Raw genomic sequence first — 26,807 nt, forward strand, 5'->3', positions numbered from 1 at the left:
AAAAAGAGGTGTAGGTATGGGAAATAATACTAATACTGAGAATGAGAGTATTGCGGAATTAAAAAATAAGTTATTAAAGCAAAATAGTTGTGACTTGTCAGCTGTCTTTAAAATAATAGGAGGAAAGTGGAAGATCCTGCTTATAAAATCTATTTTGCATGGGTGTCCCAAGCGATTTGGTGAATTGAGAAGGGAATTGGAGGATCTGGCACAGACTACTTTGACCACACAGCTGCGGGAGCTTGAACGTGATGGTATCATAAGCCGTAAAATTTATGCAGAAACGCCTCCCAGAGTAGAATACAAACTGACTCCATTAGGCTTGACGCTGATTCCGGTGGTTCAATCCTTGGAAGATTGGTGGCATCAGTATAATGAGCAGAGAACAGATGTATAAATCTGTTCTCTGACCAAATGCAGATTACAGCATCATTCCACCGGATACTTCTATGCGTTGTGCGTTGATCCAGCGGGCTTCTTCAGTACAAAGGAAAGCGACTACACCGCCGATGTCTTCAGGTACACCTGCACGACCAAGTGCAGTTACTGAAGCAATAGTCTTGTTCATATTTTCGTTGTCGCGTACAGCTCCGCCTCCAAAGTCCGTTTCAATAGCACCGGGAGCAACAACATTGACCCGGATTCTTCTTTCTCCCAGTTCTTTTGCCAGATATTTGGTAAGCGTTTCTACAGCTCCTTTCATTGAAGCGTAAGCAGCATATCCCGGAAATGAAAAGCGTGCAAGACCGGTAGAGATATTGATTACAGAACCTCCGTCATTCATGAGGGGTAGCGCTTTTTGTGTCAGAAAAAACACTCCTTTGAACTGAATATTAAGCAGAGTGTCGAAATCCTCTTCAGTCGTATCGACAAAAGACTTGTGTATACCTATCCCCGCATTATTAATAAGGTAATCGAAACGATCTGTTTCGAAAGTATCTTTTAAAACATGCTTTACCTTACCGAAAAAATCTTCAAAGCTTGCTGTATCCGCTACATTGAGCTGTATCGCAACGGCACGCTGTCCCAGCAGATTTACCTGTTCGACTACTTCCTGCGCTTCATCATGTTTGCTGTTATAGGTCAGTATAATATCTATACCTTTCTGAGCCAGCCGAAGTACCATTTCTTTTCCCAGTCCGCGGCTTCCGCCTGTAACTAGGGCAATATTCTGTTGTTTCATTTTATTCATATTTGACAGACACAAAGGTATAGCGGACAGATTTGAAAAAATGGTGAGTAGTTCAGTATTTTGCACAGATACAGAGTCAGGCGAAGCTGTTCTTGCTTTTAATGGTTTCTTCTTCCAGAATCTGATTTCTGTATTGTTTAGGTGTGATCTGTGTGAATCGCTTGAAAAATTTAGTGAAGTTAGAAGGGTCATAGGTCAGCAGTATTGCTATTTCCTGTATACTTCTGCCGGGTTGAGCAAGCAGGATTTTCGCTTGTTGAATGATCTTTTCCTCAAAAAATGAACAGGCAGAACGTCCCGTAGTACGTTTAATGGTATTGCTGAGGTGGCGCGGGTGAATATGCATATGATCCGCAATATCCCTGATTTCATACATATCAGATATCCTGCCTTGTAGCAGATCATCCAGATGTTTATCCAGTTCATTCATAAAAATTGCTGTTAACTCCTGTTGTCTTTGTGGTGTTTTTGTAGACGTATCCATACCTCTGGCTGCTAATACTTCCGAATATAGTTAAGATTTTAGAAAAAGATGGGATTTAATACCCTATATATTCATTTGAATTTTATGTGATAATTAAGAATTTGTGAAATATTTGTGTTTTATAATTTTTGTTTCATAATTTCTCATTTAATTTTTTTATAATTCATCGGAATATTTTATTTTGGAATAATTTTTTGTGATCGATGTTCATTATTATTAAGACATACGTCATATCCCCTCCAAGGGGCATCTGAAGTGAAAAACATACTTATGGAAGAAACTAATCTTATCCGATTGTTAGTGGTCGGTATTGTGGTCAGCAAACTGATTGTTGCAGTTTTATTTGTCTTATTCTATCGAAAAAATAAACAACTCTCAAAAGAGCGGCAATCTCTGGTCGAAGCCAATGCGGAGATCAATCGCCATGTGGGTAGGATTGAAGAGCAAAACAGAGCCCTCGTGGAGGCGGAACAATTTAAAGCTAAGATATTCTCTGTTGTCTCACATGATCTGCGTGTACCTGTAAGTACCTTTCAGACGCTTTTATCCTTTTCCAGAGTGGTAGAGATTCCTCCTGAAGAAATTCGGAAAACTCTTATTAAAATTGGTTCAGAACTGGATGATTCGTCCAAAATGCTGGATGAAGTACTGATCTGGGCAGCTGAACAAATGACAAATGAAAAAATAATACTTGCCCCATTATCAGCTTATGAACGTGTAGAAGAAGCATATCACTTGTTTTATGAGCGTATCAGTTTTAAACAACTGATATTTATGAATAAGATTCCAAAGGATTTTGTCCTGATGGGTAACAAAAAAATAGTTGACCTTATTATTCGTAACCTGATCAGCAATGCCGTTAAATTCAGTCCAAGTGGACAGGAAATTGTAGTCGGTCTCCTGTCTTCAGCGGATAATCATATACTTTATGTTCAGGATAATGGCATTGGAATGAGTGAAGAACAGGTGGAAGCATTGCAAACAGCAACCATCAAATCCAGTTCGGAAGGTACATTCAAAGAAAAAGGTGCTGGTATAGGTCTGGTTTTATGTTATGACTTTGCGCACCGTCTGGGCTGGAATATAAATGTCAGCAGTAAAGAGGGAAGTGGAAGTCTTTTTCAAATACAAATCCCTGTTAAGGCTTCTTAACTCCATACTTTTTAAGATTTAATAGTCTGTGCTGCCGCTGACTGAAAATCTTGTGGAGTGGGGGCTTTATCACCGGGAGAAGATAAAAGCAGAAATGAAATAATTGGAGAGCGCCCACACTGGGGAGAGCGGCTGTGCGTACAGCCCCGCCTGACCATACGGTCTGACGAGGCTGTACCTTTTACGTTGTTAAAAGCTATGCTTTTTACATTTTTTCCTGTTTTTGTTTTTCCTGCTTTTGCTCATAATAAGAAATCATTTGGGCGAGTTCATTTAAATCAAGATCGGATTTGATATCCAGAAATACCAGTTCGTCCTCATCCGCAATTCCAAGCATTAATCTTTTGATGCGGTCCCCCTTCATCTTGCCGTTGATAGATACTACCGAGCCTTCACTATGAATACTGGCCATTTCTTCAAACTTATTCTTTGCCAGATATTTGTTGAAATCTTTCATAAGCAAACCTTTTTTATCATTTGATATAGTCATCACTTTAAGGCTTTTGAGCTTTTTTAGCAACATGGCGATCATCGGATCTTCTTCCTCCAGTTCTTTTATCGAACTTTTTAAGAATGGATTAAGCAATAATCCCGGTACTTTTACCGAAACAATTTCCGCTCCTTTTGAGATACTGTTGTGCTGCACAAAATCCATATTCGGACGGCTCTTTACCAGACAACTTTGCAGCAGAAAGCAACTTATCAGAATGAGGGTTGATGTATATAAAGTCTTCATGATTAATTTACACTGTTAATGAGTTTAGAGATATCATCGTATTTAACTTTTCCATCCAGTATCATAAAAATAGTTGAATCATCTGTAATAATACTGAGCAATAAGTTGTTGATAGTTTCGGATTGTGTGTTTTCTGCAAGAAACTTAATTTTATTCTCTTCCGAATTGATCATCATCAGTTCCTCATAGTTTAACTTACTGATCGCTTTTGATACATCAGATTGCAATCCGGGAGTGTCTCCTTCGACAATAAGCATTTTGATAGAATTGATATTTGTCAGAAGCGGACGAATACTTTCAAGATCATTATCTGACAATTTCATCTTATTGAGCATCGAAAACATTGGTTTTCCGATTTTGATGGAGGTGACACCCTTGCCTTCTTTGTACTGATCAAAAATCTGATCGAGTTTTGACAGTTGCGCCTGAGATATGCTAAAGCACAGCAGGCTCACGATAATTAATAGATGTTTCATTTTTTTGGTTTTTAAAGTTCTATAGTTAAATATTTAATATTCCTGGTTGCTTCTAATCCTTTCCGTATATTATTGGATGCCAAACTGAGCACTTCTTCTGTGATTTTTAAAGCTTCTTCTTCATTGTATATCTTCACTCCGTTTACCTCCACATAAAGTTCGCTTTCAGGAGCAGGGACAGATACTGTCTTTGTTACTTCTTTCTTAATGACCTTCTTTTTTTGAAGCTGTCTGATGGCTGCTATTCTGACCGGAGTTTCTATTTGGGACTGCGGCGTATTTACTTCCTGTTGCTGAGGTGCTTTTTTGTCTACCTGTGCAGTCAGATGTGGTTTTTTATCATCCGTTTTAGCCAGTTCTGTATGCTCTTTTTGTGTACTACTGAAATACCATATTCCTCCTGCGACAAAAAGCAATGATGCAGCAACCGATACTTTGCGGTATATGCTCCGGATATTAAGTTTATCATTCTGTTGCTGATCCTGTGCTACTGTATGGATGAAATCATCAAATTGCAGATTCATTTCCTCTTCTTCAATAGCCTTAAGGACAGAAAAGTAAGGATCTGCCTGTTCAGCTTCGCGGATTATCCGATCTTCTTCCAATGAAGATTCTCCCGCCCAGTATTTAGCTTTTAATCGCTCTAATTCTTCTTTCTTCATAATCAAAAATCATTGTTAATCCATTCTTTACCGTATTGCGTGCACGGGACAGATTCACTCTGGCCGCATTCTCATCTATTCCGGTTAATTCACAGATGGTATCAAATTCATATTCTTCTATATCCCGCAGGTACATTACTAATCTTTGCTTTTCAGGTAACCTGTCAATCAGTTTGAGAATCAGGTCCCGGGTCAGAGCAGGGTATTTCTCTTTCTGTATATCCGGCATTTCATAGCTTTCCGCCTTATATTTTACAGCTTCTCTGTTTATCTTATTTAAAGACAGGTTTTTTGTCATGCGCATCGCATAAGCTTCTACATTAGATACCTTGCTGAGCTCCATACGAGATTCCCAGAGTTTGATCAGTACTTCCTGTACAATATCAAAAGCATCTTGCGGATCTATCAGGAAGCGATTAGCAAACCGGAATAATTTATCCTTATGGATAAAAACGACCGATTTAAAAGTTTCCTGTGTCATATTTTTGCTGCTTTATATGAAGAAGACAATTGGGAGGAAGGAAATATTACATCAAATATTGAATTTATTTTCAGGAATCAATATTTTGAAGTTTAATTATTTGTCAGTGAGCTTTTTATGTTGTTTTTGCTTTTGTCAATAAATAGGCTTGCATTGTCAGACAAGGGGCGTATCACCGAATTTTTGATCGAGAACCTGACGCCTGTAACGGAATATTTCCTCTAATCGTGGTTTGACGATCCAGTTGTGGGCGAGCTCTCCAAGCACTCCGAATGGCAATTCATAATCTACTGTATCTTTCATCAATACGCCTTTTTCATTGGGAATAAATTCATGGTGATGGTTCCATAACTTATATGGTCCTTTGGCCTGAAAGTCTGTAAAACTTTTCTGAAAGTCTACCTGTGTAATTCTGGTTTCCCAGTTCATTGTGATTCCAAATAGAGGTGTAACACGATAGCGGATAAGCATTCCTTCATAAATTTCATCATTGTCAAAAGATGTCAATACGGTGAATTTCATTTCGGGAGGAGTAATTTTGGAAAGATTATTTGCTGCTGAAAAAAATGTCCATGCGGTCTGCAGATCGCAATTGAGTTGTTGTTCCTGATATAACCGATGTATCATTGTTTGATTTGAGGTAGATATTTGAGTTAATAATTCAGATTAAAGATAGTGATTTCTGGGGATGCAAAAGAGTGTAGGAGCGTAAAGTTTATTAAAAATTCTTTATTTAATCTATAAATTATTTTAACTGTATTAACACGGACTCTGAATATTCTCTTACCTTTACGGTTCAACAGATTTTGAAAAAGATGAAAGAAGGCTTTGAAATATTTTTAAGGAAATTTGAGGACAGAATACATGAGCTGTTCCACCACGAATCAGATATAAACGAACTAAGTATAAACCGTGGACTCCCTCAGGATGTCTGGGACAAAATAATGGAACTAAAGCCTCTTTCTGTCGCCATCCCGGAAAATTTTGGAGGGAGAGGAGCAAAAGTCAGTGAATGTCTGTCTATCCTTGCTGCTGCTTCTTATGAATCTTTACCGTTATCATTAACCTTTGGAATCAATATTGCCCTTTTTCTGGAGCCGTTAGCAAGATATGGTCATTCAGATGTACAACAGCCTATATTTGATCGTTTCCTTCATCATAAAGCGATGGGCGGATTGATGATCACAGAACCGGATTTTGGGAGTGATGCGTTAAATATGCGTACACAATACGAAGAGTCGGAAGCAGGTTATAAGCTTAAAGGACAAAAACACTGGCAGGGACTGACCGGCATGGCAGATTTTTGGATCATTGCTGCACGTAAAGATGCAGGAAAAGGAGATCTAGCAAGAGATGTTGAATTTTTTGTTACGGATAACAGCCGCCCGGAGCAACAGATACAGGTAGAACATTATTTTAATAATCTGGGGCTGTATATGATTCCGTATGGTATGAATACCATCGATCTGGAAGTACCGGCCAATCAGAAATTATTGCAAAAGAGTACAGGTATCAAGATGATGCTGGATATTCTTCACCGCAGTCGTCTGCAATTCCCGGGTATGGGAATGGGCTTTATCAAACGCATGCTGGATGAAGCTTTGTCGCATTGTACCAACCGTAAGGTAGGAGGGCAGCAGCTGCTGGCGTTAGATTCTGTACAATATCAGATATCCCGCATTCAATCTTCGTACAGTCTGTGTTCAGGAATGTGTGCACGTAGTTCTTCTATGAGTGGAATAGATCAGGATCTGGCAACTGCAGGACTGGAAGCAAACAGTATGAAAGCATTGGTAACCGATCTGATGCAGGAAGCAGCGCAAATCTGTGTGCAGCTTTCCGGTTCAAGCGGTTATAAAATTGATCACGTAGCCGGACGCGGTATCGTAGACAGCAGACCTTTCCAGATCTTTGAAGGATCTAATGAAATGCTTTATACACAGATTGCAGAAATGGTTATTAAACAGATGAAGAAATCGAGGGAAACCAACTTTGGTCAGTATTTGCAGGGATTTGAACGTTGCGATCGCGTCGCTGTCCTGTTTAAGCCTGTGCTGGATTTCCAGATCACTGAAAGTCTGGTACAGAGACAAATGGTTGTTCTTGGTAAGATTATCGCCAGATTAGTATGTTTACAGTATGTGGGTGATATGACAGATAAAGGTTTCAGAACAGATCTGTATGACAACTGTGTCAAACATATTGAGATGGATATCAAAAAATTATTGTCTGATTTCCTGAATTACAATGATGCAAAGCCAATCGTTGAATATGAGGAACAGTCTAACTGGATAGATTTTATTTAATCTTACAGCTACACTAATTGCACAAGGGATCTTTATGTATATAAAGATCCCTTTTTTTGCTATTGCTTATATATCAGGTATGAAAGGAGATTTTTTAAAGATCGCTGATATATGCCTCGTGACGGATCTGATGTTTGTTTTTCACCTGTATTTTGTTTATATTTGTACACACGCCTTACACTTACTCCTCTCCCTTCGCTTTTTCCGATAAAAGCCATTTGATCAGGAATACCAAGTTTTTCGCGCTTTACACCTCTTTTATTAATTAACATATTTTTAATGGCACAAACACAGCAAAAAAAAGAAAATCAAAGAAAAATTAGTAAAAGAAAAATCAAAAGAACAAAAAAAAGAGTATAAAAAAACTCACAACTCCAAGGGTAAATCACTGGAAGAGATGTTTGTCTATGTTGACGAATTTGGAAATCTCTCTAATACTCCTCCTACCCAAAAGTATGAATTCAAGCCTTCAGATCTGGAACGCCCTGTCATAGAAGAAGAATTTTCATTCGGAAAAGTTTCTTTCTTTAATGAGCAAGGTCAGTATGGATTTATCCGTAATAATGAAACACGTGAAAGCGTATATTTTAATACCAATCTTGTGGGTTTCGTATTGGGTATGGACCAGAAGGTCAAATTTAAATATCAATCTACCAAACAGGGGCTACAGGTTACATCCGTAGAAGTTATCAAATAAGCGATAACGGAGCTGTAACTCCGGCACCGTATCCTTGCTGCCCGGCTGAACTATTCAGACGTTGTTTTTTCAAACAGCACTTCCTTAGCTCCGGTGGGGGATACTTTACAGCCTACGATTCTGGAATGCTGATCCCTGACAAATTCCTCTTTGCGGAAATAACCTTCTTCAGTATTGAAGGTGTCAGGCATTGGCATCGGATTCATAGGAATGTTTCCATTCAGCATAAGTTTAGTATCAGGCTAAAAGTATGGATTTGCTCTCAATACGATCGGGTTCAAGATATTCAAAATAGCTGATCTGCCATTCTTTTGTTTTCATAGCCCGCTTATTTTCAGGATTATCCCAGGGGGCATATACCCTGAAGCCCCTTTTGCCAGTTATGTTTTCATGCGTAAAAATTTTCATTTTTCTCAGAATCTCTGCTGAGAATATAAAGACTCCGTAACGATCCTTATCCGTTACAAGTATAATAACCCTATCTACCTGATCTGTCGTGTCAAACGGCTGCGTTTCTCCTGAAGAACTGTTTCTCTTCCACAGTGTTACAAACTGCCCGATTTTTTTAGGTGTAATATTGGCTTTACGAAAGAGAATATTTTGATCCTCTGCTATAAAAGAAGCGGCATGATAGCTGCTGCTTTCTTTATCAAATTGCAGCTGTTGCAGTTGAGATACTGGTAAATACAGCCTTTCGATTAAACGGATGATCAGGTTCGTATGTGTAGCCACAGGCATAAGCAGATAATGTTTTTTTATTTTACTAAAGTACATTTTTTAGTGCTTTTTCTGTAAATCACACTATTACAAAAAAGGGTATCTGGCCTGTTTATTAAACAAGCTTTATAAAAAACAACAAAATGCGATTTGTGATGTTTTTAATAAAAGTATTTTTCGTGTACATTTTGGTTAAAATTTAATAATTTTATGAAACATTTGTATTCATTACGTGTTTTTTATTCATTATTAATACTTATGCTATGAAAACCATTCTTCTCTTCCCTGTATTTCTTCTTCTTATATTTTCAGGTTGCAGGACTTCATCCAAAAAAGAGGTTGCAGATATACTTTATTTTGGCGGCCCCATTCTGACTATGGAAGATGATAATCCGGAAGTCGAGGCTATTGCTGTAAAAGACGGAAAGATCCTGTTCACCGGGACAAAGGCTGCTGCTGAGCAATACACAGGAGAAAATACAACCTTATATGACCTTAATGGCAAAACGTTACTTCCCGGGTTTATAGATGCTCATGGGCATCTGGCCTCCAGAGCAGGGATGATGCAGGCTATAGATTTGTCTCCGACTCCTTACGGAACGGTGAATTCTATTCCTGATCTTCAGAAAACACTGAAAGAATATATAGAAAAAAACAACCTGACAGCGAGTCAGCCTATAATGGGTAATGGATATGACGATGCTATCATGTCTGAGCACAGACATCCAACCCGTGAAGAACTGGATGCTATAAGTATTACGAATCCTATTATAGTGATTCATACTTCAGGACACGCCAGTGTCGCCAATTCGGCTATGTTAAAGCTGGTTGGTATAGAGGAAAATGCAAAAGATCCGGAAGGAGGACATTATGGAAGAGATCCCAAAACAAAGAAACTGAATGGAAAACTGGAAGAAAATGCCAGCTTTACAGCCCTGATTAAATTGACGACGCTGTTGTCTAAAAATGCTAAATCAGGAGTTGACAAAACTCAACAGGAATTAGATAATCTGGTGAAGGCGCAGGAAGAATGGTTGAGCTATGGACAGACTACGATCTGTGAAGGCAGAACAATGGGAGAGAGTGTGGGGCTACTCAAGGAAGCAGCTTCTAAAGGCTTATTTAAGGCGGATGTTATTTACTTTCCGGATTATGAATTTTTTAAAGCGCAGCTGGATACCTTCAAGCCGGAATATATGGTCTATACAAATCGTCTTAAATTGGGGGGCTTTAAATTTTCGGATGACGGATCGCCGCAGGGAAAAACGGCATGGCTGACACAGCCTTATCTGATTCCTCCGGAGGGACAGGGGGAAGATTATAAAGGCTTTCCGATTTTTACGGATTCGGTACTTTATCAGGATCTGAAGACTCTTTTTGAAAATAATATTACAGCGCAGTTGCATGTCAATGGGGATGCGGCTATAGATCAGGCTATACGTGTAATAAAAAGACTTAAAGATGAAGGGATTTATAAGCCAGAGTTGAGAGCTACGCTAATACATGTACAAAACAGCCGTCCGGATCATATTGCCAGTATCAAGGAAATTGGAGTGATTCCTTCTTATTTTTCAACACATGCCTATCTGTGGGGAGACTGGCATTATTCCAGTGTATTCGGTCCGGAGCGGGCAGCCTTTATCAGTCCGGCTCATTCCGCTCTGAAAGCAGGGATTTTGTTTACTATTCATCATGATGCTCCCGTCACACCTCCTGATCTGATCACTGCTGTGTATGCTGCAGTGAACAGAAAGACAAGATCAGGGAGAATACTGGGGCCAGACGAACGGATAAAGCCTATAGAGGCACTGAAAGCGATAACGATCAATGCTGCATATCAATACCACGAAGAGGAATATAAAGGGTCTCTTAAAGCAGGTAAACTGGCTGATCTGGTGATTCTGAATCAGAATCCGCTTACTATTGATCCGTTGAACATCAGGGACATACTAGTGATGGAGACCATTAAAGAAGGCAAGACAGTCTACAAAAAATAATGTCTGGAGAGGAACATTACTGACTAAAATATTAATTATGAAAAAGTCATTATTACTACTACTTATTGTACTCTTCGGAGGTATTGCTCAGGGACAGGGTCATTATACAGGATCTTCCTTTAATCCAGGAGACTATTTTGCTCCCCATTCAGGCTGGATTATTCCGGTATGGTATGGATATGCAAATATGAACTATTATAATGCCGCAGGTAATAGATCAGATCAATTGATCAATCCGGCTCCGGAAAATCCTACAGATTTGAAAATCAAGCAGAATGTAAAGACCAATTCTTTTATCCTGATGGCAATTTACGGAGGTAAAGGCAAAATTCTAGGAGCAAACTGGGGTATGATGGTAATTCCTACATTAAACAGTCCTACAGCAAATATAGCCTTAGACTATTATTCAAGTCAAACCGGTTCCGGTAATTATGTATTTACCAATAAAAGCCTTGGCTTCGGAGATATGTATCTTCAGCCTGTCTGGCTTTCCTGGACAAAGGGAAAGTACAGTTATGCCCTTAATTATGGGGTATGGGCACCTACCGGTAGGTACAAGCCTCATGATCTGGATAATGGAGGTCATGGCTATTGGTCGCATAATGTACGTGTGGCAGGAAGAATGAAACCAATTCCGCGGGTAAGTCTTAGCCTGGCAACAACTCTGGAAATGAATCAATGGCAAAAGGACACAGATTTTAAAGAAGGTAGTCACTTGACAGTAGACATGGGTGGCTCATATATATTGGATGGCAGAGGGGATGAAATCGGATTGTTTGGACACTATACCAGCCAGATCAGTGATGATAAAGGTACTAACGGAGGATTTGTATCGGATCGTATTGCAGGTATCGGAGGGTTCGGGTCATATTGGATTAAACCTATGAAAGTCGGATTGATGGGAAGGATTACGCAAAATTTCAATGTTAAGAATAGATTTGGAGGTACAGCTGTACAGGTTGGTGTGAATTATCTGATCCCTGCAGCTCATTAACACCGGACATTTTCGTTTTCTTTATGTATCTTGCAGGTAGAAAGATTTTCTTTAAGATGAATATATTTGTTAGATTGCAATTTCTGCTTTTCTTTTTCTGTGGCTTTATTTCAATTGCCCTTGCTCAGGATCTTCTCAAAACAGATAAGGGGTATCCCGTTATTATACATGCTGATACGCTTTTCCATGTGAAAAACAAATTGGGGGCGCTTTCGGCAGCAGAGCGTGCACAACGCACCACAGACAAGATAAAAGCATTGGATAATGATTTGTTTTTTATTGCAGATTCTTTGCTTACGGTACCTGATTCTATGGTATTTGATATTGCCTACAAAGGAAATATACTGTTGAGTATTTCCAAAGCAGATGCAGATTCTATGCAGGTTACTCCGGATGTATTGGCTGCAACCTATCAACAACTGATATTGCAACATGTTAAAAAGTACAAGAGTGAAACAGATCTTGCGGAGCTCCTGAAGAGAGGAGCAATGGGGACATTAATTCTGCTGATTCTTGTCTTGTGTATTTACTACATGAACAGGTATTTCAACAGATTTACAGCGTGGATTCTGCTTAAATTTAAGAAGAGGGCAGGAAGGATCAGGATCAAGGATTACAATCTGATTAATAAGGATACAGAAGTGATGCTGATCAAAAAAGCATTGGGGATCTTTAAGTATTTCTTGTTTTTCTTACTGATTTATCTCACCCTTCCGTTGATTTTCAGGTTATTTCCCTGGACAAAACCCTGGGGCGATAATCTGATTAATTTTATAGTCAATCCGCTCAAAAATATTATTAGTTCTGTAGTTGATTTTATTCCGAATCTGATTACGATTATAGTGATTTATATCGTATTTCATTATGTGAAGAAAGTCATTCGTTTTCTTGCCAATGAAATAGAGGCCGACAAGCTGAAGATTAATGGTTTTTATGCGGATTGGGCAAAACCTACCTATAACATTGTACGGCTTGTACTAAATGCATTTATGATCGTTGTGATCTGGCCCTTTATTCCGGGATCTAATTCGGATATTTTCAAAGGAGTATCGGTATTTCTGGGTTTGATTATTTCATTCGGATCTTCCTCTGCGATCAGCAATGGGGTGGCAGGAATGGTGATTACCTATATGAGACCTTTTAAAATCGGCGATGTGGTCAGGATCGGTGAAATCCAGGGGACAGTTCTGGAAAAATCCTTGCTTGTTACACGTTTACAGACCACAAAGAATGAAATTATTACGATTCCGAACAGTGCCATCCTCAACGGAAATACGATCAATTACACCAGTCTGTGCCGGGATGACGGATTAATCATACATACCACTATATCGATAGGTTATGATATCGGCTGGCAGAAGATTCACGAATTGTTGATTGCTGCAGCACTAAAAACGGAAGGAATATCATCAGACAGAATGCCATTTGTATTGCAGACCAGTCTTGACGACTGGTACGTTTCTTATCAGATCAATGCGTATACCAATAGTCCTGAAAGGATGGCACCGATTTATTCTGAGCTGCATAAGAATATACATGAAGCCTTTGACGGGGCGGGTATAGAAATGATGTCTCCGCATTATCAGGCTATACGTGACGGAAATGCCAGCACGATCCGAAGTGAAAAACAGGACGATATAGAGAAGTAAAATTTACATAACAGGCTTGCCTTAGCTTCAATCCGTTTATCTTTGTTCTGTTTATTATTAAAACAGCATACGTGGCATCTACAAAATATCTGAAAAAAATAAAGGATCTGGCTGAGCGTAATCTGAAAGATGGTATAGCCTTCTTAGCGGAAAATGCAAAGAGAGATACTGTAATCGTAACTTCATCCGGAGTACAGTATGAGATTTTAAAGGAAGGAAGCGGAGAGATACCGACTGCAAAAGCAAAGGTACTGTGTCATTATAAAGGAACATTACTGGACGGAACCGTTTTTGACAGTTCATACAAGCGCAGGAAGCCGGAAGCATTTTTGGTACGTGAACTTATCAGGGGCTGGCAGGAAGTGTTGGTAATGATGCCTGTAGGAAGTCATTGGAAAATATATATTCCATCTCATCTGGCTTATGGATTTGAGTCTTTGACAGAGAGCAGCGGAGGCAACTGTACATTGATTTTTGAAATGGAGCTGAAGGCTATTCTGTAGCTCATCAAAATGTCATTTTATAAAACTTAATATACGCCCGGCTTACGTCTTTTTCTGTTGAAAATGAGAGTTTTTGATAGAATTGTTAAAACTGTCGGTAGATGAGGAATAGTGCATGTACCGGATTAAATCTGATCAAATAAATTATATTCGCAGCATTACAATCTGTTTTTGATAAATATTAGTAAAACAATATGGAAAATCTACACAACAAAAAAGCGATTATCACAGGAGGTGGCAGGGGATTAGGAAAAGCAACAGCTCTTGCTTTGGCTGCTGAAGGAGTATCTGTCGGCATTACCGGCCGTAATGAAGAAAATCTAAAGCAAACGGTAAAGGAACTGGAAGCTTTGGGTGTACAAGCTGTCTATGCGGTGTTTGATGTAGCCAATGCAGATCAGGTCAAATCTGAAGTTTCCAGACTGATCGAAAGATTAGGGGGAGTGGATATACTAATCAATAATGCAGGTATTGCTGAGTTTGGGTCATTTTTGGATATGGACGCTCATCGCTGGCAGGAAATCCTGATGACTAATGTCATGGGGATCTATCATGTCACACGGGAGGTACTACCGCATTTGGTGGCAAAAAATCAGGGCGATATTGTAAATGTCAGCTCTACAGCCGGATTGACAGGTAATGCTAATACTTCGGCATATTCTGCTTCTAAGTTTGCTGTGATCGGAATGTCCGAATCTCTGATGAAAGAAGTTCGTAAACATAATATACGTGTATGTACACTCACTCCGAGTACTATTGCTTCGGATATGTCTGTAGACCTGGGGCTTACTGATGGTAATCCGGACAGCGTATTGCAGCCATCTGATTTTGCAGAGCTGATTATCGCTAATTTAAAATTACCAAGAAGAGCGTTATTGAAATCAGCCTCTTTATGGTCTACAAATCCTTAATCATACAGCGTATATCTGTTCTTGTTAGATGTTAGCAGGACGGTGCTTAGTTTTTTATTACAGAGTTACCTTCGGAGGTGGCTCTGTATGATTAGAGTAGACGTCTTTGCAGAAGGAGAGCTGAAGTTCAGAAATCGCAGTTCTTCTAACACCGCCCGGGTAATCTCTTTTCTGCCGGGGCCGAATCCGGGATCTTTACGATCGCAATCCTGAAATAGTCTGGTGGCAAATAAATACGTGTTTTTTTGCTTTTCTATATAGCCTACCCACCATCCTATGTTTAACCCGTCTATTCGTGTCCAGCCTGTTTTGGCGTGAACCTCGGCATCAGGATATTCGTTGGAGAGCATAACCCTTTTGACAGTTTGCATATGTCTTTTTTTAAAGGGGAGCTGCTCCAGATATAACTTTCTTAAAAAATCAACCTGATTATAGGGCGATATACCGAAATTACCAAAATTCCAAAAATCGGGATCCGCTTCGCTCAGATCGGCATTGCCGTATCCGGCAAGGGAAAGGTAATGCTGATAATTTTTCTTGCCAATTTTTTTGGATAATTCGACAAAAACCCATCCCGCTGATTTTTCAAAAGCTTCTTTAACAGTCATGTCTCTGTATATATCGGGTCTGTATCCATATTTAACGGTATCGGTCTGACCTATCCATTTGACAACCTGATTTTCATCGGCTATGACTTTTGTTTCCAGTGCAATCAGGAGGTTGATAATTTTAAACGTTGATGCCGGTAATGCGGGTACGTAAACGGACTTTGCATCGGAAGCAAACCATTTATTATTTTGTAAATCCAGTATTAGAATATCTCCCTGTGCATGTTTGTTTTCGAAGTACCTGTTGAATTCTTCCCTAACGGTCACAGAATCATTCCGGAACGAGATCTTTACTTCTCCGGTCTGTTGTGCGGAAGCAGTATGTGATTGGCTGGAAAGGATACAAAAGAGGTTGTAAACAAAGAAGATAAGGCTGTTTTTCATGATTATAAATATACATTGTTTATAAAGAATTGATGTAAACAACAGCATATTTTCTACAGCATCGGGATATTGATGAGGCGATCAGTCTCCATATGGATGAAAGAATCATCTTTAACCAGTGAAGACTGATTCGCATATATTATTTCCAGTGGTGGATGTATTTCGGATAATATGGGCACCTTATTCCTCATAAAGCCGCTGCGCTTCTATACCAGCGATACCAAGTTCTTTAATGATGATTTGATGATCAAGACATTGACCTTCAATGATGAGTACCTTGTAAACAGATTCCAGATCGAGTTTCCATTTTTTGATTCCGTCGATCTGTTTGATCACTGCGTGTATGTTGTGGAATAGGCTGGAGCAGTGTACATTTGTTTCGAACATTAGTTTTTCCATAGCATTTTAATTTTAGTAAAAACCTCGAGAGGGAGATTTTTATAGTTTAACAATGTGGAGCAGGATCATTTGAGTGAGATCTCTCCATTAAAAAATAGCTATCGCGGTTTTGCAATAATGCTGTATACCCAAATTTACTGAAAAAGGAATTTCATTGATAATCAGATTGATAAAAATGTAACAAGTAACGAATAATTTGCAATTAGATTATTCTCCCGATGAATGCTGTCCGTCCAAACCATTTGGGACTCGTATTGTTATTAAAAAAGGACATACGAATAGCTCGGATATTTGTATGGTATAGCTATCGCTGAAAACAGTTACACTAATTTTATATTGCTGATGAAGACACATTTTGAATTAAAATATCCCTTGGGATTAGGAGGAGTTGCTATAGGAACAGGCTTTGAGCCGTTATCAGATGAAGAATCTTATCATATACTTGAAACGGCCTGGAATCAGGGCATCCGTTATTACGATACGTCGCCCTGGTATGGGCTGACGAAGAGTGAACGCAGATTTGGAGATTTTCTTCGTCAGAAATCAAGAGATGAATTTGTTTTTTCTACAAAGATCGGACGATTGTTTGATGCTGTAGATGAAGCAGATGTCCCGCCAACAATGTGGAAAGCTCCTTTAGCATATGATTTCAGACATGACTACACGGCAGACGCGACTGCACGAAGTATTGAGGAAAGTCTTTCACGGACAGGATTAGATCACATAGATATCGTTTTTGTCCATGATCTGTCTGAAGATCAGGTAGGTGACCGATACGATTATTATCTGCAGCAGGCAGAGAAAGGAGCATTCAGATTGCTTTCCGATTACCGGGATCAGGGCATTATCAAAGCATGGGGAATGGGGGTAAACAAGATTGAGCCTATTCTGGATTGTATCAGAATTGCCGATCCGGATATCTGTCTTTCGGCTACACAATATTCAATTCTTGAGCATGAGGATGCTGTAGACCGCTTATTGCCAGTCGTTCGTGAACATGGCGTGAAATTGGTGTCAGGAGCCGGATTTAACTCCGGATATATCGGAGGGAGAGAACGCTATAATTATAAAGATGTTATTCCTAAAGGAATGGCTGAGAAACGGGCGCGTATAGCCGCTATCGCTCAGCAATATGGTACGGATCTGATTGCTGCCGCAATCCAGTTTGTATTAGCTGCGGACGAATTTGTATCTATTATTCCCGGAGCGAGCAGACCCGGTCAGGTACTGGATAACTGCAGAGCCATTCAATCTTCGATTTCGCATGATTTCTGGAAAGAACTGAAACATGAAGGACTCATTTATACACAGGCGCAGGTACCCGGAGTGTAATTTACGATTATTGAACCTGAAGATAGGAATCCCACCATTCATTGGGTTTGGTGTGCATCATGTTGCCGGGATCCTGCATCCAATATGTGTTATCTACATAAATCTTGTATGCATATTTTCCGGGAGCGACAGGAAGTGTACAGATCCATTCGCCATCCTTTTTGATAAATGGGTTGGCGTGTGGATCATAATTATTAAAGGTGCCTGTCAAAGCAATGGTTTCGGCTCCCTGCATACCCTTGATCCTGAATGTAATGCTGTTTTTTTGTGGTCCGAACAGATTCAGATAATAGTTTGAAGGATTGATTTTTCTCACCTGATCATATAATCTGTTTGCTTTTTCTTTTTTTCCGGACAGAAGACAGGCATTTGCAAGTGCTGCTATTGCATTTTCAGAAAGAGGATAATATTTGAGATTGGTTTCAAACAGCTTTTCAGCATCTGTAATACGGTTGCTGTCAATAAGCTGATATCCGAATTTTTCCAGATCTCTTTCAGAAAACTGATAATGCATTTTGTTTGATTTCCTTTGTTTATTATACATGGAAATAGCAGCTGCTATTCCTTGCCGGTTATACGTTTGTTCTATTCTTTCTGCCAGCGATTTGGGAAATAAATCTTTTATTTCAATATCCTGATATCCCTTTTTGAGAAGTTGAAGGATATCTATCTTGCTGACAACCGTGTAGTCATGACGCTGATATAGATAAATGGTTTTGTTTTTGAGGTCGCATACCTGTGAATAAACAGTACTGTTATCCGTTTCACGCTGTGCTGTTGCATCAAGTATGTTTGTGAAATTTTCAAAAGACAGTGCTTTGGTTTGAAGAAGATTATAGGCAGTTTTCCTGCGCCAGCACTTGAAATCTGAGTATTGAGGATCCTGGAGACTATAATTTGTCAGTACATAATTTTTACTGCCCGGGCGGATTATATAATTTGCATGGACAATCGCATAATCTCCTGTACGGTCTGCTATCATGATTTGTGCCTTTTGCTGCCATGTAAGATTGTACTGAGCAAAGAGTTTTAATGCTTCTTCTACTGAGCCACATTCCTGAAGAATTTTTTCCAGAATATAGCCTTCAAAATCGGGTTTTGAAAGATCTTTAATTATGGCTACTTCCTGAGGCAGGGCTGCTGCATCATAGAAAAGTCCCTGATCATTTATTCCTCCTTCGGGAAATTTTTCTTCGAATCCCCAGAAAATGTAACCTTTCTTCTGTTGTACTGAAGGTCTGACCCATATATAGGTCTTCTTCAAGGGGGAATAATCTTCATTATTTCCTACCAAAACCTGTTTTTCGTCATGGGCTATGAAAATAGTGCATGATAGAACAGGCACATATTGCGAAAATAGTATCCCGATCAAAATAACGATGGCTCTTTTCATTTTTTTGCTGATAGATTCATAGATAGATATCAGCAGTAAATATAAGATTTTCCTTTTAAAGCAGGGTGTTGTATGTTGATTTTTAGAGTGTTGCGTTAATTTTTTAAGGAAGAGCTAACTAGTTATTGTTAATGATCAACTCAGCATCCCGTATCTGGATCTCTGTATGTCCGTCTTTATCAGCATTGAGATATACAATCCCTCTAATATGTACCGGCAGTTCGCTATAGGTAATCTTATGTTTGTTTTTCATCATGATTTCTGCCATTGGGGGTATTCCGTTCTGTCCGCAAAACATACATTGAGCTACCGGTAAGACAGACAACAGAAACCAATTATGTTTTCGCCCTGTATTGATAGGGACTATATACCCCTGCAAGGAGACACTTTTGTTATTAAGCTGTTGTAAAGCCGGCGGAAAATGTGGAATGTAGACAGTCTTATCTGCTCTTTTCTCCACCTTATACATGAGCTGATCAAATACTTCCCAGGTTTTATTCATCAACGCTTTGTGATCTGTGAGATGTTGTTGCTGTACGTTTTGTTGCGCTTCGGATGGTTGTATAATCGAAATGGACAGGAAAACAATTAAAAGCGGAATTATGAAGTGAAGAACCATGAGTGCATATTTTTTAGTTTCGAAAGTAAAAGTACATGTAATTTTTATTTAATGCAACTGTGTTGCATTTGTTATTTTTGATTATTATCTTTGTTTCACAGAAGCATTAACGGAAAGGACTATGATACCTCAGGATTACGAAAGCTGGAAAGATTGTATTGAGAATAAATGCGGAATTGCACTTACAAGGGATTTTGTAGGGAAGCGCCTGGCTATTTATACTGATTTGTCTCATGAGGAGACACAACGGTTTGTAGTATTGTATGGGGAGCTGCACCGTCAACGAATAATAGAATGGCTGAAGTTGTCGGTATCCTGGCAGTATCTATAGAAAAAGAATATGTAAATCAATTATAAGATGAAGAATAAAAAATTACCTGTTACCGTATTGAGTGGATTTTTGGGAGCCGGAAAAACTACATTACTCAATCATGTGCTCCACAATAAGGAGAATCTGAAGGTAGCTGTGATTGTCAATGATATGAGCGAGATCAATATCGATGCCTCTTTGGTTAAAAAAGAAAATACGCTTTCGCGGACAGAAGAAAAGCTGGTAGAGATGAGTAACGGTTGTATATGCTGCACATTGCGTGAGGATCTGATGGTGGAAGTGGAGCGCTTGGCGGGGGAGAACAGATTTGATTATTTGCTTATCGAAAGTACGGGAATATCAGAGCCGCTGCCTGTCGCGCAGACTTTCAGTTTTGTTGATGAACAAAACGGGATCAACCTTCCTGATCTGAGTTATATAGACACGATGGTCACTGTAGTGGACTGTTTTAACTTTTTTAAGGATTTCGGATCGGCAGAAACCTTGACAGACCGAAGATTGACGGATGATGATGATAACCGCACTATTGTCAATCTGTTAACAGATCAGGTCGAATTTGCTAATGTAATTATTCTGAATAAGGTAGATCTTGTAGCAGAAGAAACAATTGGTGTATTAAAGGCTGCGATCAGAAAATTAAATCCCGTGGCACGGATAATCCAAAGTTCTTTCGGACAGATTGTGGTATCGGATATTATTGGTACAGGGCTTTACAATCAGTCTGTTGCGGAATCTTCTGAGGCCTGGAAGAATGAGTTGGCTCAGGAGCATGTACCTGAAACGGAGGAATATGGAATTTCTTCCTTTGTATTTACTACCCAGCGACCTTTTCATCCGCAACGCTGGTATGATTATCTGAATATTACTTATCCGCATAATCTGATTCGTGCTAAAGGTCTGTTCTGGATGGCTTCGCGTCCGGATGAGGCTATAAGTTTTAGTCAGGCCGGAGGAAGCCTTCGGTTGGAAGGAGCCGGCGTCTGGTGGTGTTCTATTCCTGAATCAGAACGTCGACACTACCCTGATTTCAGGGAGTATGAAGCCGAAATGACAAAAAGATGGCATCCTGAATGGGAGGACAGAAAAACAGAACTTGTATTTATCGGACAGGATCTCAATAAGGAAGTCTGTGTAGCACAACTGGAAGAGTGTCTGTTAACGGATGAAGAGGCTGAAAGATGGAAATACAATGAATGGGTGGACAACTTCCCTAAGCATTTATAGTCAATTGTTTGTTTTGGCCGCTGTCTGTTGCTTTTTAAGTGATGGCAGCGGTTTTTTATTTAATATCAGCCATCTTCATACGAAAGAAGATGGCTGATATTCTGAATCCGTCTTACACACGCGGAAGTTTGTATCCGTTGTGATATTCTTTTTCCAGATATAGTTTATTGATCTTACTGTCTGTGAAGCTATTGGTATTCTTGTTCCACATGAGTTTTTCTCCGCTGCGGTAGGATATATTTCCCATCTGGGCAACGGTGGCTACATGAGATCCTGCCTGAATAGAACATTTTAAGTCTTCCATTTTCCGGCTTTTAATAACATCTATAAAGTTTTGCATATGGTTTTGAAGACCATTATCAGATGCCGCTGTGAATGGGACTACAACTTTATTCTGACTCTTTTTCTCTTCTATGACTTCCCATCCGCCACGGTTGAGAATCAATGTACCATTGTTGCCGATATAGGCTATACCATGATCCCTGTTATACGAACCGTTTTCTACTCCCATCGCTGAATCCCAAACAAGATTGAATTTATCAAATTCGTATAGTGTCGTCAGGGTATCCGGAGTTTCTTCGTATAGATCCGGATAAGCAAAACGTCCACCCAAACCGACTATAGATTTAGGTAATTCTGCTCTCATGCCTAGTAAGGCATAGTCCAGCAGATGTACGCCCCAGTCTGTCATAAGTCCTCCGGCATAATCCCAAAACCAACGAAAATTGTAATGGAATCTGCTGGCATTAAAGGGAACAAGAGGAGCAGGGCCCAACCATTGCTTATAATCTACACCAGCAGGTGCAGCACTGTTTGGTACTACAGCGCCTGGTTTCTTTCCTCCCTGATAGCACCAGGTCTTTACGGTTCGGATATTTCCCAGTTTTCCTGTATGTATAAATTCAACGGCATCTTTGAAATGCTTTTGACTACGTTGCCATTGTCCAACCTGTACAACTTTGTTATATCTTGTCTGAGCGGCGGCCATACGATTACATTCTACAATAGAGTTTCCTACCGGTTTTTCTACATAGACATCTTTTCCTGCTTCACAGGCATGGATCATTTGTAAAGCATGCCAGTGGTCAGGAGTACCTATAATGACGGCATCTATATCTTTGTTGTCCAGTAATGCACGATAATCGCCATATGTTTTTACTTTATTTGTATCTATATTCTGCTTACTCAGGTCTGCCAGGCGGCTGTCAATAACATTTTTATCTACATCGCAGATACCAATGAGGTTGACTCCGGGTATTTTCAGGGCAGCGTTTACATTGGACCAGCCCATACCTTTGGCACCTATAACTGCAATATTAACCTGTTCATTTGCCATGACGCCACTATTGAAAATGGCATACGTCGAATTTGGCAGGGAAGAGGCTAATAATCCACTTCCAGCAAGCAGAGACGTCTTTTTGAGAAATTGTCTTCGGGTATCCATCTTTTGAGTTGCTTAATAATGCTGTTGATTAGTTTTAGGATCATAATTTTACTTGCTGCTACTATAAAAGTGCTGCGCAATATGATGATATTTTTTTAATTAAAATATACATAACAGTATACATTATCCGACGCTATCACATTTTTTTACACGCGCGGAAGTTTGTATCCATTGTGATATTCTTTTTCCAGATATAGTTTATTGATCTTACTGTCTGTGAAGCTATTGTTATTCTTGTTCCACATGAGTTTTTCTCCGCTGCGGTAGGATATATTTCCCATCTGGGCAACGGTGGCTACATGAGAGCCGGCCTGTATAGAACATTTTAAGTCTTCCATTTTCCGGCTTTTAATAACATCTATAAAATTTTGCATATGGTTTTGAAGACCGTTATCGGATGCTGCTGTGAATGGCACCACCACTTTATTCTGGCTCTTTTTCTCTTCTATGACTTCCCATCCGCCACGGTTGAGAATCAATGTACCATTGTTGCCGATATAGGCTATACCATGATCCCTGTTATACGAACCATTATCAATACCCATAGCCGAATCCCATACCATATTGAATTTATCAAATTCGTATAATGTCGTCAGGGTATCCGGAGTTTCTTCGTATAGATCCGGATAAGCAAAACGTCCACCCAAACCGACTATAGATTTAGGTAATTCGGCTTTCATGCCCAGTAAGGCATAATCAAGAAGATGTACGCCCCAGTCTGTCATCAGACCGCCTGCATAATCCCAAAACCAGCGAAAATTGAAATGAAATCTACTGGAATTAAAAGGAACAAGCGGAGCGGGTCCTAACCATTGTTTATAATCAACTCCTGTCGGTACGGCGCTATTCGGCACTACGGGGCCCGGTTTCATCCATCCCTGATAGCACCATACTTTTACAGTCCGTATATTTCCCAATTGTCCGGTATTTATAAAGTCTACAGCATCTTTGAAATGCTTCTGGCTGCGTTGCCATTGTCCGGCCTGTACAACTTTATTGTATCGCGTCTGTGCTGCTACCATGCGATTACATTCGACAATAGAATTTCCTACCGGTTTCTCTACATAGACATCTTTTCCTGCTTCACAGGCATGGATCATCTGTAAAGCGTGCCAGTGATCAGGAGTGCCTATAATGACGGCATCTACGTCTTTATTATCCAGTAAGGCACGATAGTCACCATATGTTTTAATCTTATTTGTATCTATATTCTTTTTATTCAGTTCAGCTAACCTATTATCAATTACGTTTTTATCCACGTCGCAAATTCCAATGAGGTTGACACCCGGTATTTTCATGGCAGCGTTTACATTGGACCAGCCCATCCCTTTAGCGCCGATGACTGCAATATTAACCTGTTCATTTGGCATGACGCTATTGTTGAACATTGCAAATACAGAATTCGGTAAGGAAGAGGCCAGCAATCCACTTCCTGCCAGTAAGGAGGTTTTTTTGAGAAATTGTCTTCGGGTATTCATATATTATGGTTTTTTATGTTGAGGTTAGCATTAAAAATCAGTCCATTTCAGATCAGACTGTGCTGAGGCTATTACTGTTTCTATAAATTTCATTCCACGAACGCCGTCCTCTGCCGTAGGAAAATCCAATTGATCTTCCGAAGCTTTTGTTCCGTTTACAGATGCCAAAATTGTATGTGCAAAGTTGTTGTAAATATTTGCGAATGCTTCTATATATCCTTCAGGATGACCAGCCGGCAGTCGGGTGTTGTGTTTTGTGACAGGATGCAGGTAGGATTGTCCGGTGCGGAATATCTGCGCCGGAGCATCGAGCCATTTGAGCAGCAGCGTATTAGGTTCCTGCTGGTTCCATTCCAGACCGGCTTTTTCGCCATAAATCCTGATTTTCAGTGCATTTTCTTCTCCTGCTGCAACCTGTGAAGCTGAAAGTACGCCGCTGGCTCCATTATCAAAACGCAGTAGTATATTACCATCATCTTCTAACCTCCTTCCTTGGACAAAGGTCTGCAAGTCAGCACATATCTTTTGTATTTTCAAACCGGATATATATTCAGCCAAATGTGCGGCGTGCGTCCCTATGTCACCCATACAGCCGCTTTTTCCGCTTTTTTGGGGATCAGTACGCCAGGCTGCAAGTGCGACATCCGTTTCGATCATTGTACTCAGCCAGCCCTGAGGATATTCCACCATTATTTTTCGGATTTGTCCCAGTTTATTCTCTTTAACAAGTTGTCTTGCCTGTTTGACCATAGGATAAGCGGAATAGGTATGCGTAAGGCATAACAAAAGTCCTGTTTCTGCCACTTTTAACTGAAGCTGCCGGGCTTCCTCCAATGTGAGTGTCATAGGTTTTTCAAGAACAACATGAAATCCGTGATCAAGCGCCATCATAGCCGGTTCAAAGTGGGCAAAATTCGGGGTGACAATACTTACGAAATGTATTCGTTTGTCTGCCGGTAACTGGCTTTCCTGCGCTATCATTTCCTGATAGCCCGTATAGATCCGGTCTTGCGGCAGGTATAATAGTTCTCCGGATTCCCGTGCCATATGCGGATCTGCGCTTAATGCTCCGCAACAGAGTTCGATATGACCATCCATACCTGCAGCCATACGGTGAACAGCTCCGATAAAAGCATTTTTACCGCCACCAATCATGCCCATTCTTATTTTTGTACTATTCATAGTGCTCAGTTTTTTCGGAGGGATATGTGTGATTTATAATCCTAATAGTTTTCTGTTCAGGTCGTTGTTGGTGTCTACTGAAGCGAAATTATCAAATGCTTTGTCGGTGACCCGGATAATATAGTCTTTTATAAAAACGGCTCCTTCTCTTGCTCCGTCTTCAGGATGTTTAAATGCACATTCCCATTCCAGAACTGCCCAACCCTGAAAGTTGTATTGCGTGAGTTTCGTAAAAACAGCTTTAAAATCGACTTGTCCGTCTCCAACAGATCTGAATCTACCAGCTCTGGATTGCCAGTTTTGATATCCTCCGTATACACCCTGACGCCCTGACGGTGTAAATTCAGCATCTTTTACATGAAACATTTTGATTCGATCGTGGTAGATATCAATGAATTGAAGATAATCCAGACACTGAAGAACAAAATGAGAGGGGTCATATAGAATATTTGCACGATTGTGATAGTTTACTTTTTGAAGGAACATATCAAACGTGACACCGTCATGGAGATCTTCTCCCGGATGCAGTTCGTAACATAGATCCACGTCGTACCGCTCACCTTCATCGAGGATGGGCAACCATAGTCTGGCAAGCTCAGCAAATCCAGTCTCAATTAAGTTTTCAGGACGTTGTGGCCATGGATATACAAATGGCCATAACAAGGCTCCGCTGAATGTTGCCAATGCTTTAAGGCCAAGATTATGAGAGGCTTTGACAGCATATTTGAGTTGTTGTACAGCCCACTGTTGCCGAGCCTTTGGGTTGCCGTGCAGATCTTTTGGAGCAAAAGCATCAAACAGATCATCGAAAGCAGGATTGACGGCGACCAACTGTCCCTGAAGATGCGTAGACAATTCTGTGATTTCCAGACCATAAGATTGTACTTTTGCTTTCAGCTGAGAGGCATAGTTTTTATCATTTGCAGCTTGTTCCAGATCAATAAAGCGGGTATCTAAGGTAGGCAGTTGTATTCCTTTATATCCCAGATCTGAAGCCCATTGGCAGATATCTTCTAATGTATTAAACGGTGCTTCATCACCAATAAATTGTGCAAGAAAAATTGCAGGACCTTTAATAGTTATCATAGTTTATTACGTTTTGTAAATGACTTATGTTAAAGTTGTTAGAAAATTATATTTCCCGATCAGAACATAAGTCAGATCATATTCTTATGAATAATATTATAATTTGGTTATTCTGTATAACGTGCTTGTCTTATACAATTTTACGAAAAAAAACAACCGGTTGCAATAAAATGAAAAAAAAATCTTACACTTGTCTTGTAGAAATACAAAATGGTATCAATAACAAAATTTTAGAAATATATTTTCCCTGGACTGGAGCTTATGAAGCAATAACATAAAGTTAAGTGTATTGCTGGTTTAAAAGATTAAGTTATTCAGGAGCTAAATAACCCGCACTTGCTAAAATTGACAAGGGTCTGAAAGCTGAAAA

Annotated in this window: 30 protein-coding genes; 12 read left to right on the plus strand and 18 right to left on the minus strand. The window is 39.7% G+C overall.

The genetic code is table 11. The features are described from left to right. Positions 1–16: 16 nt before the first annotated feature. On the plus strand, positions 17–397 hold the full coding sequence (locus HMPREF0766_RS05230; protein WP_002994403.1) for a winged helix-turn-helix transcriptional regulator: 381 nt from the start codon (positions 17–19) through the stop codon (positions 395–397). Positions 398–421: 24 nt separating this feature from the next. Here the strand turns inward: HMPREF0766_RS05230 and HMPREF0766_RS05235 are convergent, their stop codons facing one another. Both HMPREF0766_RS05235 and HMPREF0766_RS05240 read right to left on the minus strand, forming a co-directional pair. Beyond that, entirely contained in the window at positions 422–1,183 is a 762-nt protein-coding gene (locus tag HMPREF0766_RS05235) for an SDR family NAD(P)-dependent oxidoreductase (protein ID WP_037459943.1), read from the minus strand. An 85-nt stretch (positions 1,184–1,268) separates the two neighbouring features. Further along, positions 1,269–1,676, minus strand: coding sequence for a helix-turn-helix domain-containing protein (locus HMPREF0766_RS05240; RefSeq protein ID WP_002994407.1), 408 nt, complete (start codon positions 1,674–1,676; stop codon positions 1,269–1,271). 270 nt (positions 1,677–1,946) lie between these two features. On the opposite strand from HMPREF0766_RS05240, the gene HMPREF0766_RS05245 reads away from it, so the two are divergent. Then, positions 1,947–2,828, plus strand: a complete 882-nt coding sequence (locus HMPREF0766_RS05245) for a sensor histidine kinase (protein ID WP_002994408.1) — start codon at positions 1,947–1,949, stop codon at positions 2,826–2,828. Positions 2,829–3,033: 205 nt separating this feature from the next. Here HMPREF0766_RS05245 and HMPREF0766_RS05250 read toward each other — a convergent pair whose 3' ends face one another. From HMPREF0766_RS05250 to HMPREF0766_RS05270, 5 genes are all read right to left on the minus strand, one after another. Further along, complete coding sequence (locus HMPREF0766_RS05250; RefSeq protein WP_236590541.1) at positions 3,034–3,564, minus strand: DUF4252 domain-containing protein; 531 nt, start codon at positions 3,562–3,564, stop codon at positions 3,034–3,036. Positions 3,565–3,566: 2 nt separating this feature from the next. Then, complete coding sequence (locus tag HMPREF0766_RS05255) at positions 3,567–4,040, minus strand: DUF4252 domain-containing protein (RefSeq protein ID WP_002994410.1); 474 nt, start codon at positions 4,038–4,040, stop codon at positions 3,567–3,569. Between the two features lie 11 nt (positions 4,041–4,051). Beyond that, on the minus strand, positions 4,052–4,702 hold the full coding sequence (locus HMPREF0766_RS05260) for a hypothetical protein (RefSeq protein ID WP_002994411.1): 651 nt from the start codon (positions 4,700–4,702) through the stop codon (positions 4,052–4,054). Next, entirely contained in the window at positions 4,668–5,183 is a 516-nt protein-coding gene (locus HMPREF0766_RS05265) for an RNA polymerase sigma factor (RefSeq protein WP_002994412.1), read from the minus strand. The genes HMPREF0766_RS05260 and HMPREF0766_RS05265 overlap by 35 nt, the downstream gene beginning before the upstream one ends. 156 nt (positions 5,184–5,339) lie before the next feature. Further along, positions 5,340–5,810 carry an SRPBCC family protein gene (locus HMPREF0766_RS05270; RefSeq protein WP_002994414.1) on the minus strand — a complete coding sequence of 157 codons (471 nt, stop codon included), beginning with the start codon at positions 5,808–5,810 and terminating at the stop codon, positions 5,340–5,342. Between the two features lie 188 nt (positions 5,811–5,998). Between HMPREF0766_RS05270 and HMPREF0766_RS05275 the strand changes: the two genes are divergently transcribed. After that, positions 5,999–7,489 (plus strand): acyl-CoA dehydrogenase family protein, encoded by a 1,491-nt coding sequence (locus tag HMPREF0766_RS05275; protein WP_002994415.1) that lies wholly within the window; start codon positions 5,999–6,001, stop codon positions 7,487–7,489. A gap of 59 nt (positions 7,490–7,548) precedes the next feature. On the opposite strand, the gene HMPREF0766_RS05280 is transcribed toward HMPREF0766_RS05275, so the two are convergent. Continuing rightward, positions 7,549–7,761, minus strand: a complete 213-nt coding sequence (locus HMPREF0766_RS05280) for a hypothetical protein (protein ID WP_002994416.1) — start codon at positions 7,759–7,761, stop codon at positions 7,549–7,551. 125 nt (positions 7,762–7,886) lie between these two features. Here HMPREF0766_RS05280 and HMPREF0766_RS05285 point away from each other — a divergent pair, with 125 nt between their 5' ends. Then, a complete protein-coding gene (locus tag HMPREF0766_RS05285) occupies positions 7,887–8,186 on the plus strand; it encodes a cold-shock protein (protein ID WP_002994417.1) in 300 nt (99 codons plus the stop codon). A 50-nt stretch (positions 8,187–8,236) separates the two neighbouring features. On the opposite strand, the gene HMPREF0766_RS22345 is transcribed toward HMPREF0766_RS05285, so the two are convergent. Both HMPREF0766_RS22345 and HMPREF0766_RS05290 read right to left on the minus strand, forming a co-directional pair. After that, positions 8,237–8,413 (minus strand): hypothetical protein, encoded by a 177-nt coding sequence (locus HMPREF0766_RS22345; RefSeq protein ID WP_002994418.1) that lies wholly within the window; start codon positions 8,411–8,413, stop codon positions 8,237–8,239. Positions 8,414–8,423: 10 nt separating this feature from the next. Then, entirely contained in the window at positions 8,424–8,960 is a 537-nt protein-coding gene (locus HMPREF0766_RS05290) for a MepB family protein (protein ID WP_002994419.1), read from the minus strand. 206 nt (positions 8,961–9,166) lie between these two features. Between HMPREF0766_RS05290 and HMPREF0766_RS05295 the strand changes: the two genes are divergently transcribed. The 5 genes from HMPREF0766_RS05295 (at position 9,167) to HMPREF0766_RS05315 (ending at position 14,957) form a co-directional block, all read left to right on the plus strand. Continuing rightward, a complete protein-coding gene (locus HMPREF0766_RS05295) occupies positions 9,167–10,900 on the plus strand; it encodes an amidohydrolase (protein WP_002994421.1) in 1,734 nt (577 codons plus the stop codon). A 37-nt stretch (positions 10,901–10,937) separates the two neighbouring features. Next, on the plus strand, positions 10,938–11,894 hold the full coding sequence (locus HMPREF0766_RS05300; RefSeq protein WP_002994423.1) for a SphA family protein: 957 nt from the start codon (positions 10,938–10,940) through the stop codon (positions 11,892–11,894). A gap of 56 nt (positions 11,895–11,950) precedes the next feature. Next, a complete protein-coding gene (locus HMPREF0766_RS05305; RefSeq protein ID WP_236590540.1) occupies positions 11,951–13,543 on the plus strand; it encodes a mechanosensitive ion channel family protein in 1,593 nt (530 codons plus the stop codon). Between the two features lie 71 nt (positions 13,544–13,614). Next, positions 13,615–14,046 carry an FKBP-type peptidyl-prolyl cis-trans isomerase gene (locus tag HMPREF0766_RS05310; protein ID WP_002994429.1) on the plus strand — a complete coding sequence of 144 codons (432 nt, stop codon included), beginning with the start codon at positions 13,615–13,617 and terminating at the stop codon, positions 14,044–14,046. 194 nt (positions 14,047–14,240) lie between these two features. Beyond that, complete coding sequence (locus HMPREF0766_RS05315; RefSeq protein ID WP_002994431.1) at positions 14,241–14,957, plus strand: 3-ketoacyl-ACP reductase; 717 nt, start codon at positions 14,241–14,243, stop codon at positions 14,955–14,957. Between the two features lie 65 nt (positions 14,958–15,022). On the opposite strand, the gene HMPREF0766_RS05320 is transcribed toward HMPREF0766_RS05315, so the two are convergent. Together HMPREF0766_RS05320 and HMPREF0766_RS05325 are read right to left on the minus strand one after the other, a co-directional pair. After that, a complete protein-coding gene (locus HMPREF0766_RS05320) occupies positions 15,023–15,949 on the minus strand; it encodes a penicillin-binding transpeptidase domain-containing protein (protein WP_236590539.1) in 927 nt (308 codons plus the stop codon). Between the two features lie 180 nt (positions 15,950–16,129). Then, the gene (locus tag HMPREF0766_RS05325) at positions 16,130–16,348 is read right to left on the minus strand and encodes a hypothetical protein (RefSeq protein ID WP_002994434.1); all 219 of its coding nucleotides are present in this window, start codon (positions 16,346–16,348) and stop codon (positions 16,130–16,132) included. A gap of 342 nt (positions 16,349–16,690) precedes the next feature. On the opposite strand from HMPREF0766_RS05325, the gene HMPREF0766_RS05330 reads away from it, so the two are divergent. Further along, entirely contained in the window at positions 16,691–17,680 is a 990-nt protein-coding gene (locus HMPREF0766_RS05330; protein WP_236590538.1) for an aldo/keto reductase, read from the plus strand. Positions 17,681–17,687: 7 nt separating this feature from the next. Here HMPREF0766_RS05330 and HMPREF0766_RS05335 read toward each other — a convergent pair whose 3' ends face one another. After that, positions 17,688–19,073, minus strand: coding sequence for an acyl-CoA--6-aminopenicillanic acid acyl-transferase (locus tag HMPREF0766_RS05335; RefSeq protein WP_002994436.1), 1,386 nt, complete (start codon positions 19,071–19,073; stop codon positions 17,688–17,690). Between the two features lie 118 nt (positions 19,074–19,191). Then, entirely contained in the window at positions 19,192–19,692 is a 501-nt protein-coding gene (locus HMPREF0766_RS05340; RefSeq protein ID WP_002994437.1) for a hypothetical protein, read from the minus strand. Positions 19,693–19,813: 121 nt separating this feature from the next. Here HMPREF0766_RS05340 and HMPREF0766_RS05345 point away from each other — a divergent pair, with 121 nt between their 5' ends. Together HMPREF0766_RS05345 and HMPREF0766_RS05350 are read left to right on the plus strand one after the other, a co-directional pair. Continuing rightward, positions 19,814–20,023 carry a hypothetical protein gene (locus HMPREF0766_RS05345; protein WP_002994438.1) on the plus strand — a complete coding sequence of 70 codons (210 nt, stop codon included), beginning with the start codon at positions 19,814–19,816 and terminating at the stop codon, positions 20,021–20,023. 27 nt (positions 20,024–20,050) lie between these two features. Next, on the plus strand, positions 20,051–21,247 hold the full coding sequence (locus tag HMPREF0766_RS05350; protein WP_002994440.1) for a GTP-binding protein: 1,197 nt from the start codon (positions 20,051–20,053) through the stop codon (positions 21,245–21,247). Between the two features lie 112 nt (positions 21,248–21,359). Here the strand turns inward: HMPREF0766_RS05350 and HMPREF0766_RS05355 are convergent, their stop codons facing one another. The 4 genes from HMPREF0766_RS05355 to HMPREF0766_RS05370 all read right to left on the minus strand — a co-directional run bounded on the left by HMPREF0766_RS05355 (position 21,360) and on the right by HMPREF0766_RS05370 (position 26,437). Then, positions 21,360–22,691 carry a Gfo/Idh/MocA family protein gene (locus HMPREF0766_RS05355; protein WP_002994441.1) on the minus strand — a complete coding sequence of 444 codons (1,332 nt, stop codon included), beginning with the start codon at positions 22,689–22,691 and terminating at the stop codon, positions 21,360–21,362. A 146-nt stretch (positions 22,692–22,837) separates the two neighbouring features. After that, the gene (locus tag HMPREF0766_RS05360) at positions 22,838–24,169 is read right to left on the minus strand and encodes a Gfo/Idh/MocA family oxidoreductase (protein ID WP_002994442.1); all 1,332 of its coding nucleotides are present in this window, start codon (positions 24,167–24,169) and stop codon (positions 22,838–22,840) included. Between the two features lie 30 nt (positions 24,170–24,199). Beyond that, positions 24,200–25,351, minus strand: coding sequence for a Gfo/Idh/MocA family protein (locus tag HMPREF0766_RS05365; protein WP_002994443.1), 1,152 nt, complete (start codon positions 25,349–25,351; stop codon positions 24,200–24,202). 33 nt (positions 25,352–25,384) lie between these two features. Next, on the minus strand, positions 25,385–26,437 hold the full coding sequence (locus HMPREF0766_RS05370) for a sugar phosphate isomerase/epimerase family protein (protein ID WP_002994444.1): 1,053 nt from the start codon (positions 26,435–26,437) through the stop codon (positions 25,385–25,387). Between the last annotated feature and the right edge of the window lie 370 nt (positions 26,438–26,807).

This window comes from Sphingobacterium spiritivorum ATCC 33861, assembly GCF_000143765.1.
Lineage (GTDB): Bacteria > Bacteroidota > Bacteroidia > Sphingobacteriales > Sphingobacteriaceae > Sphingobacterium > Sphingobacterium spiritivorum.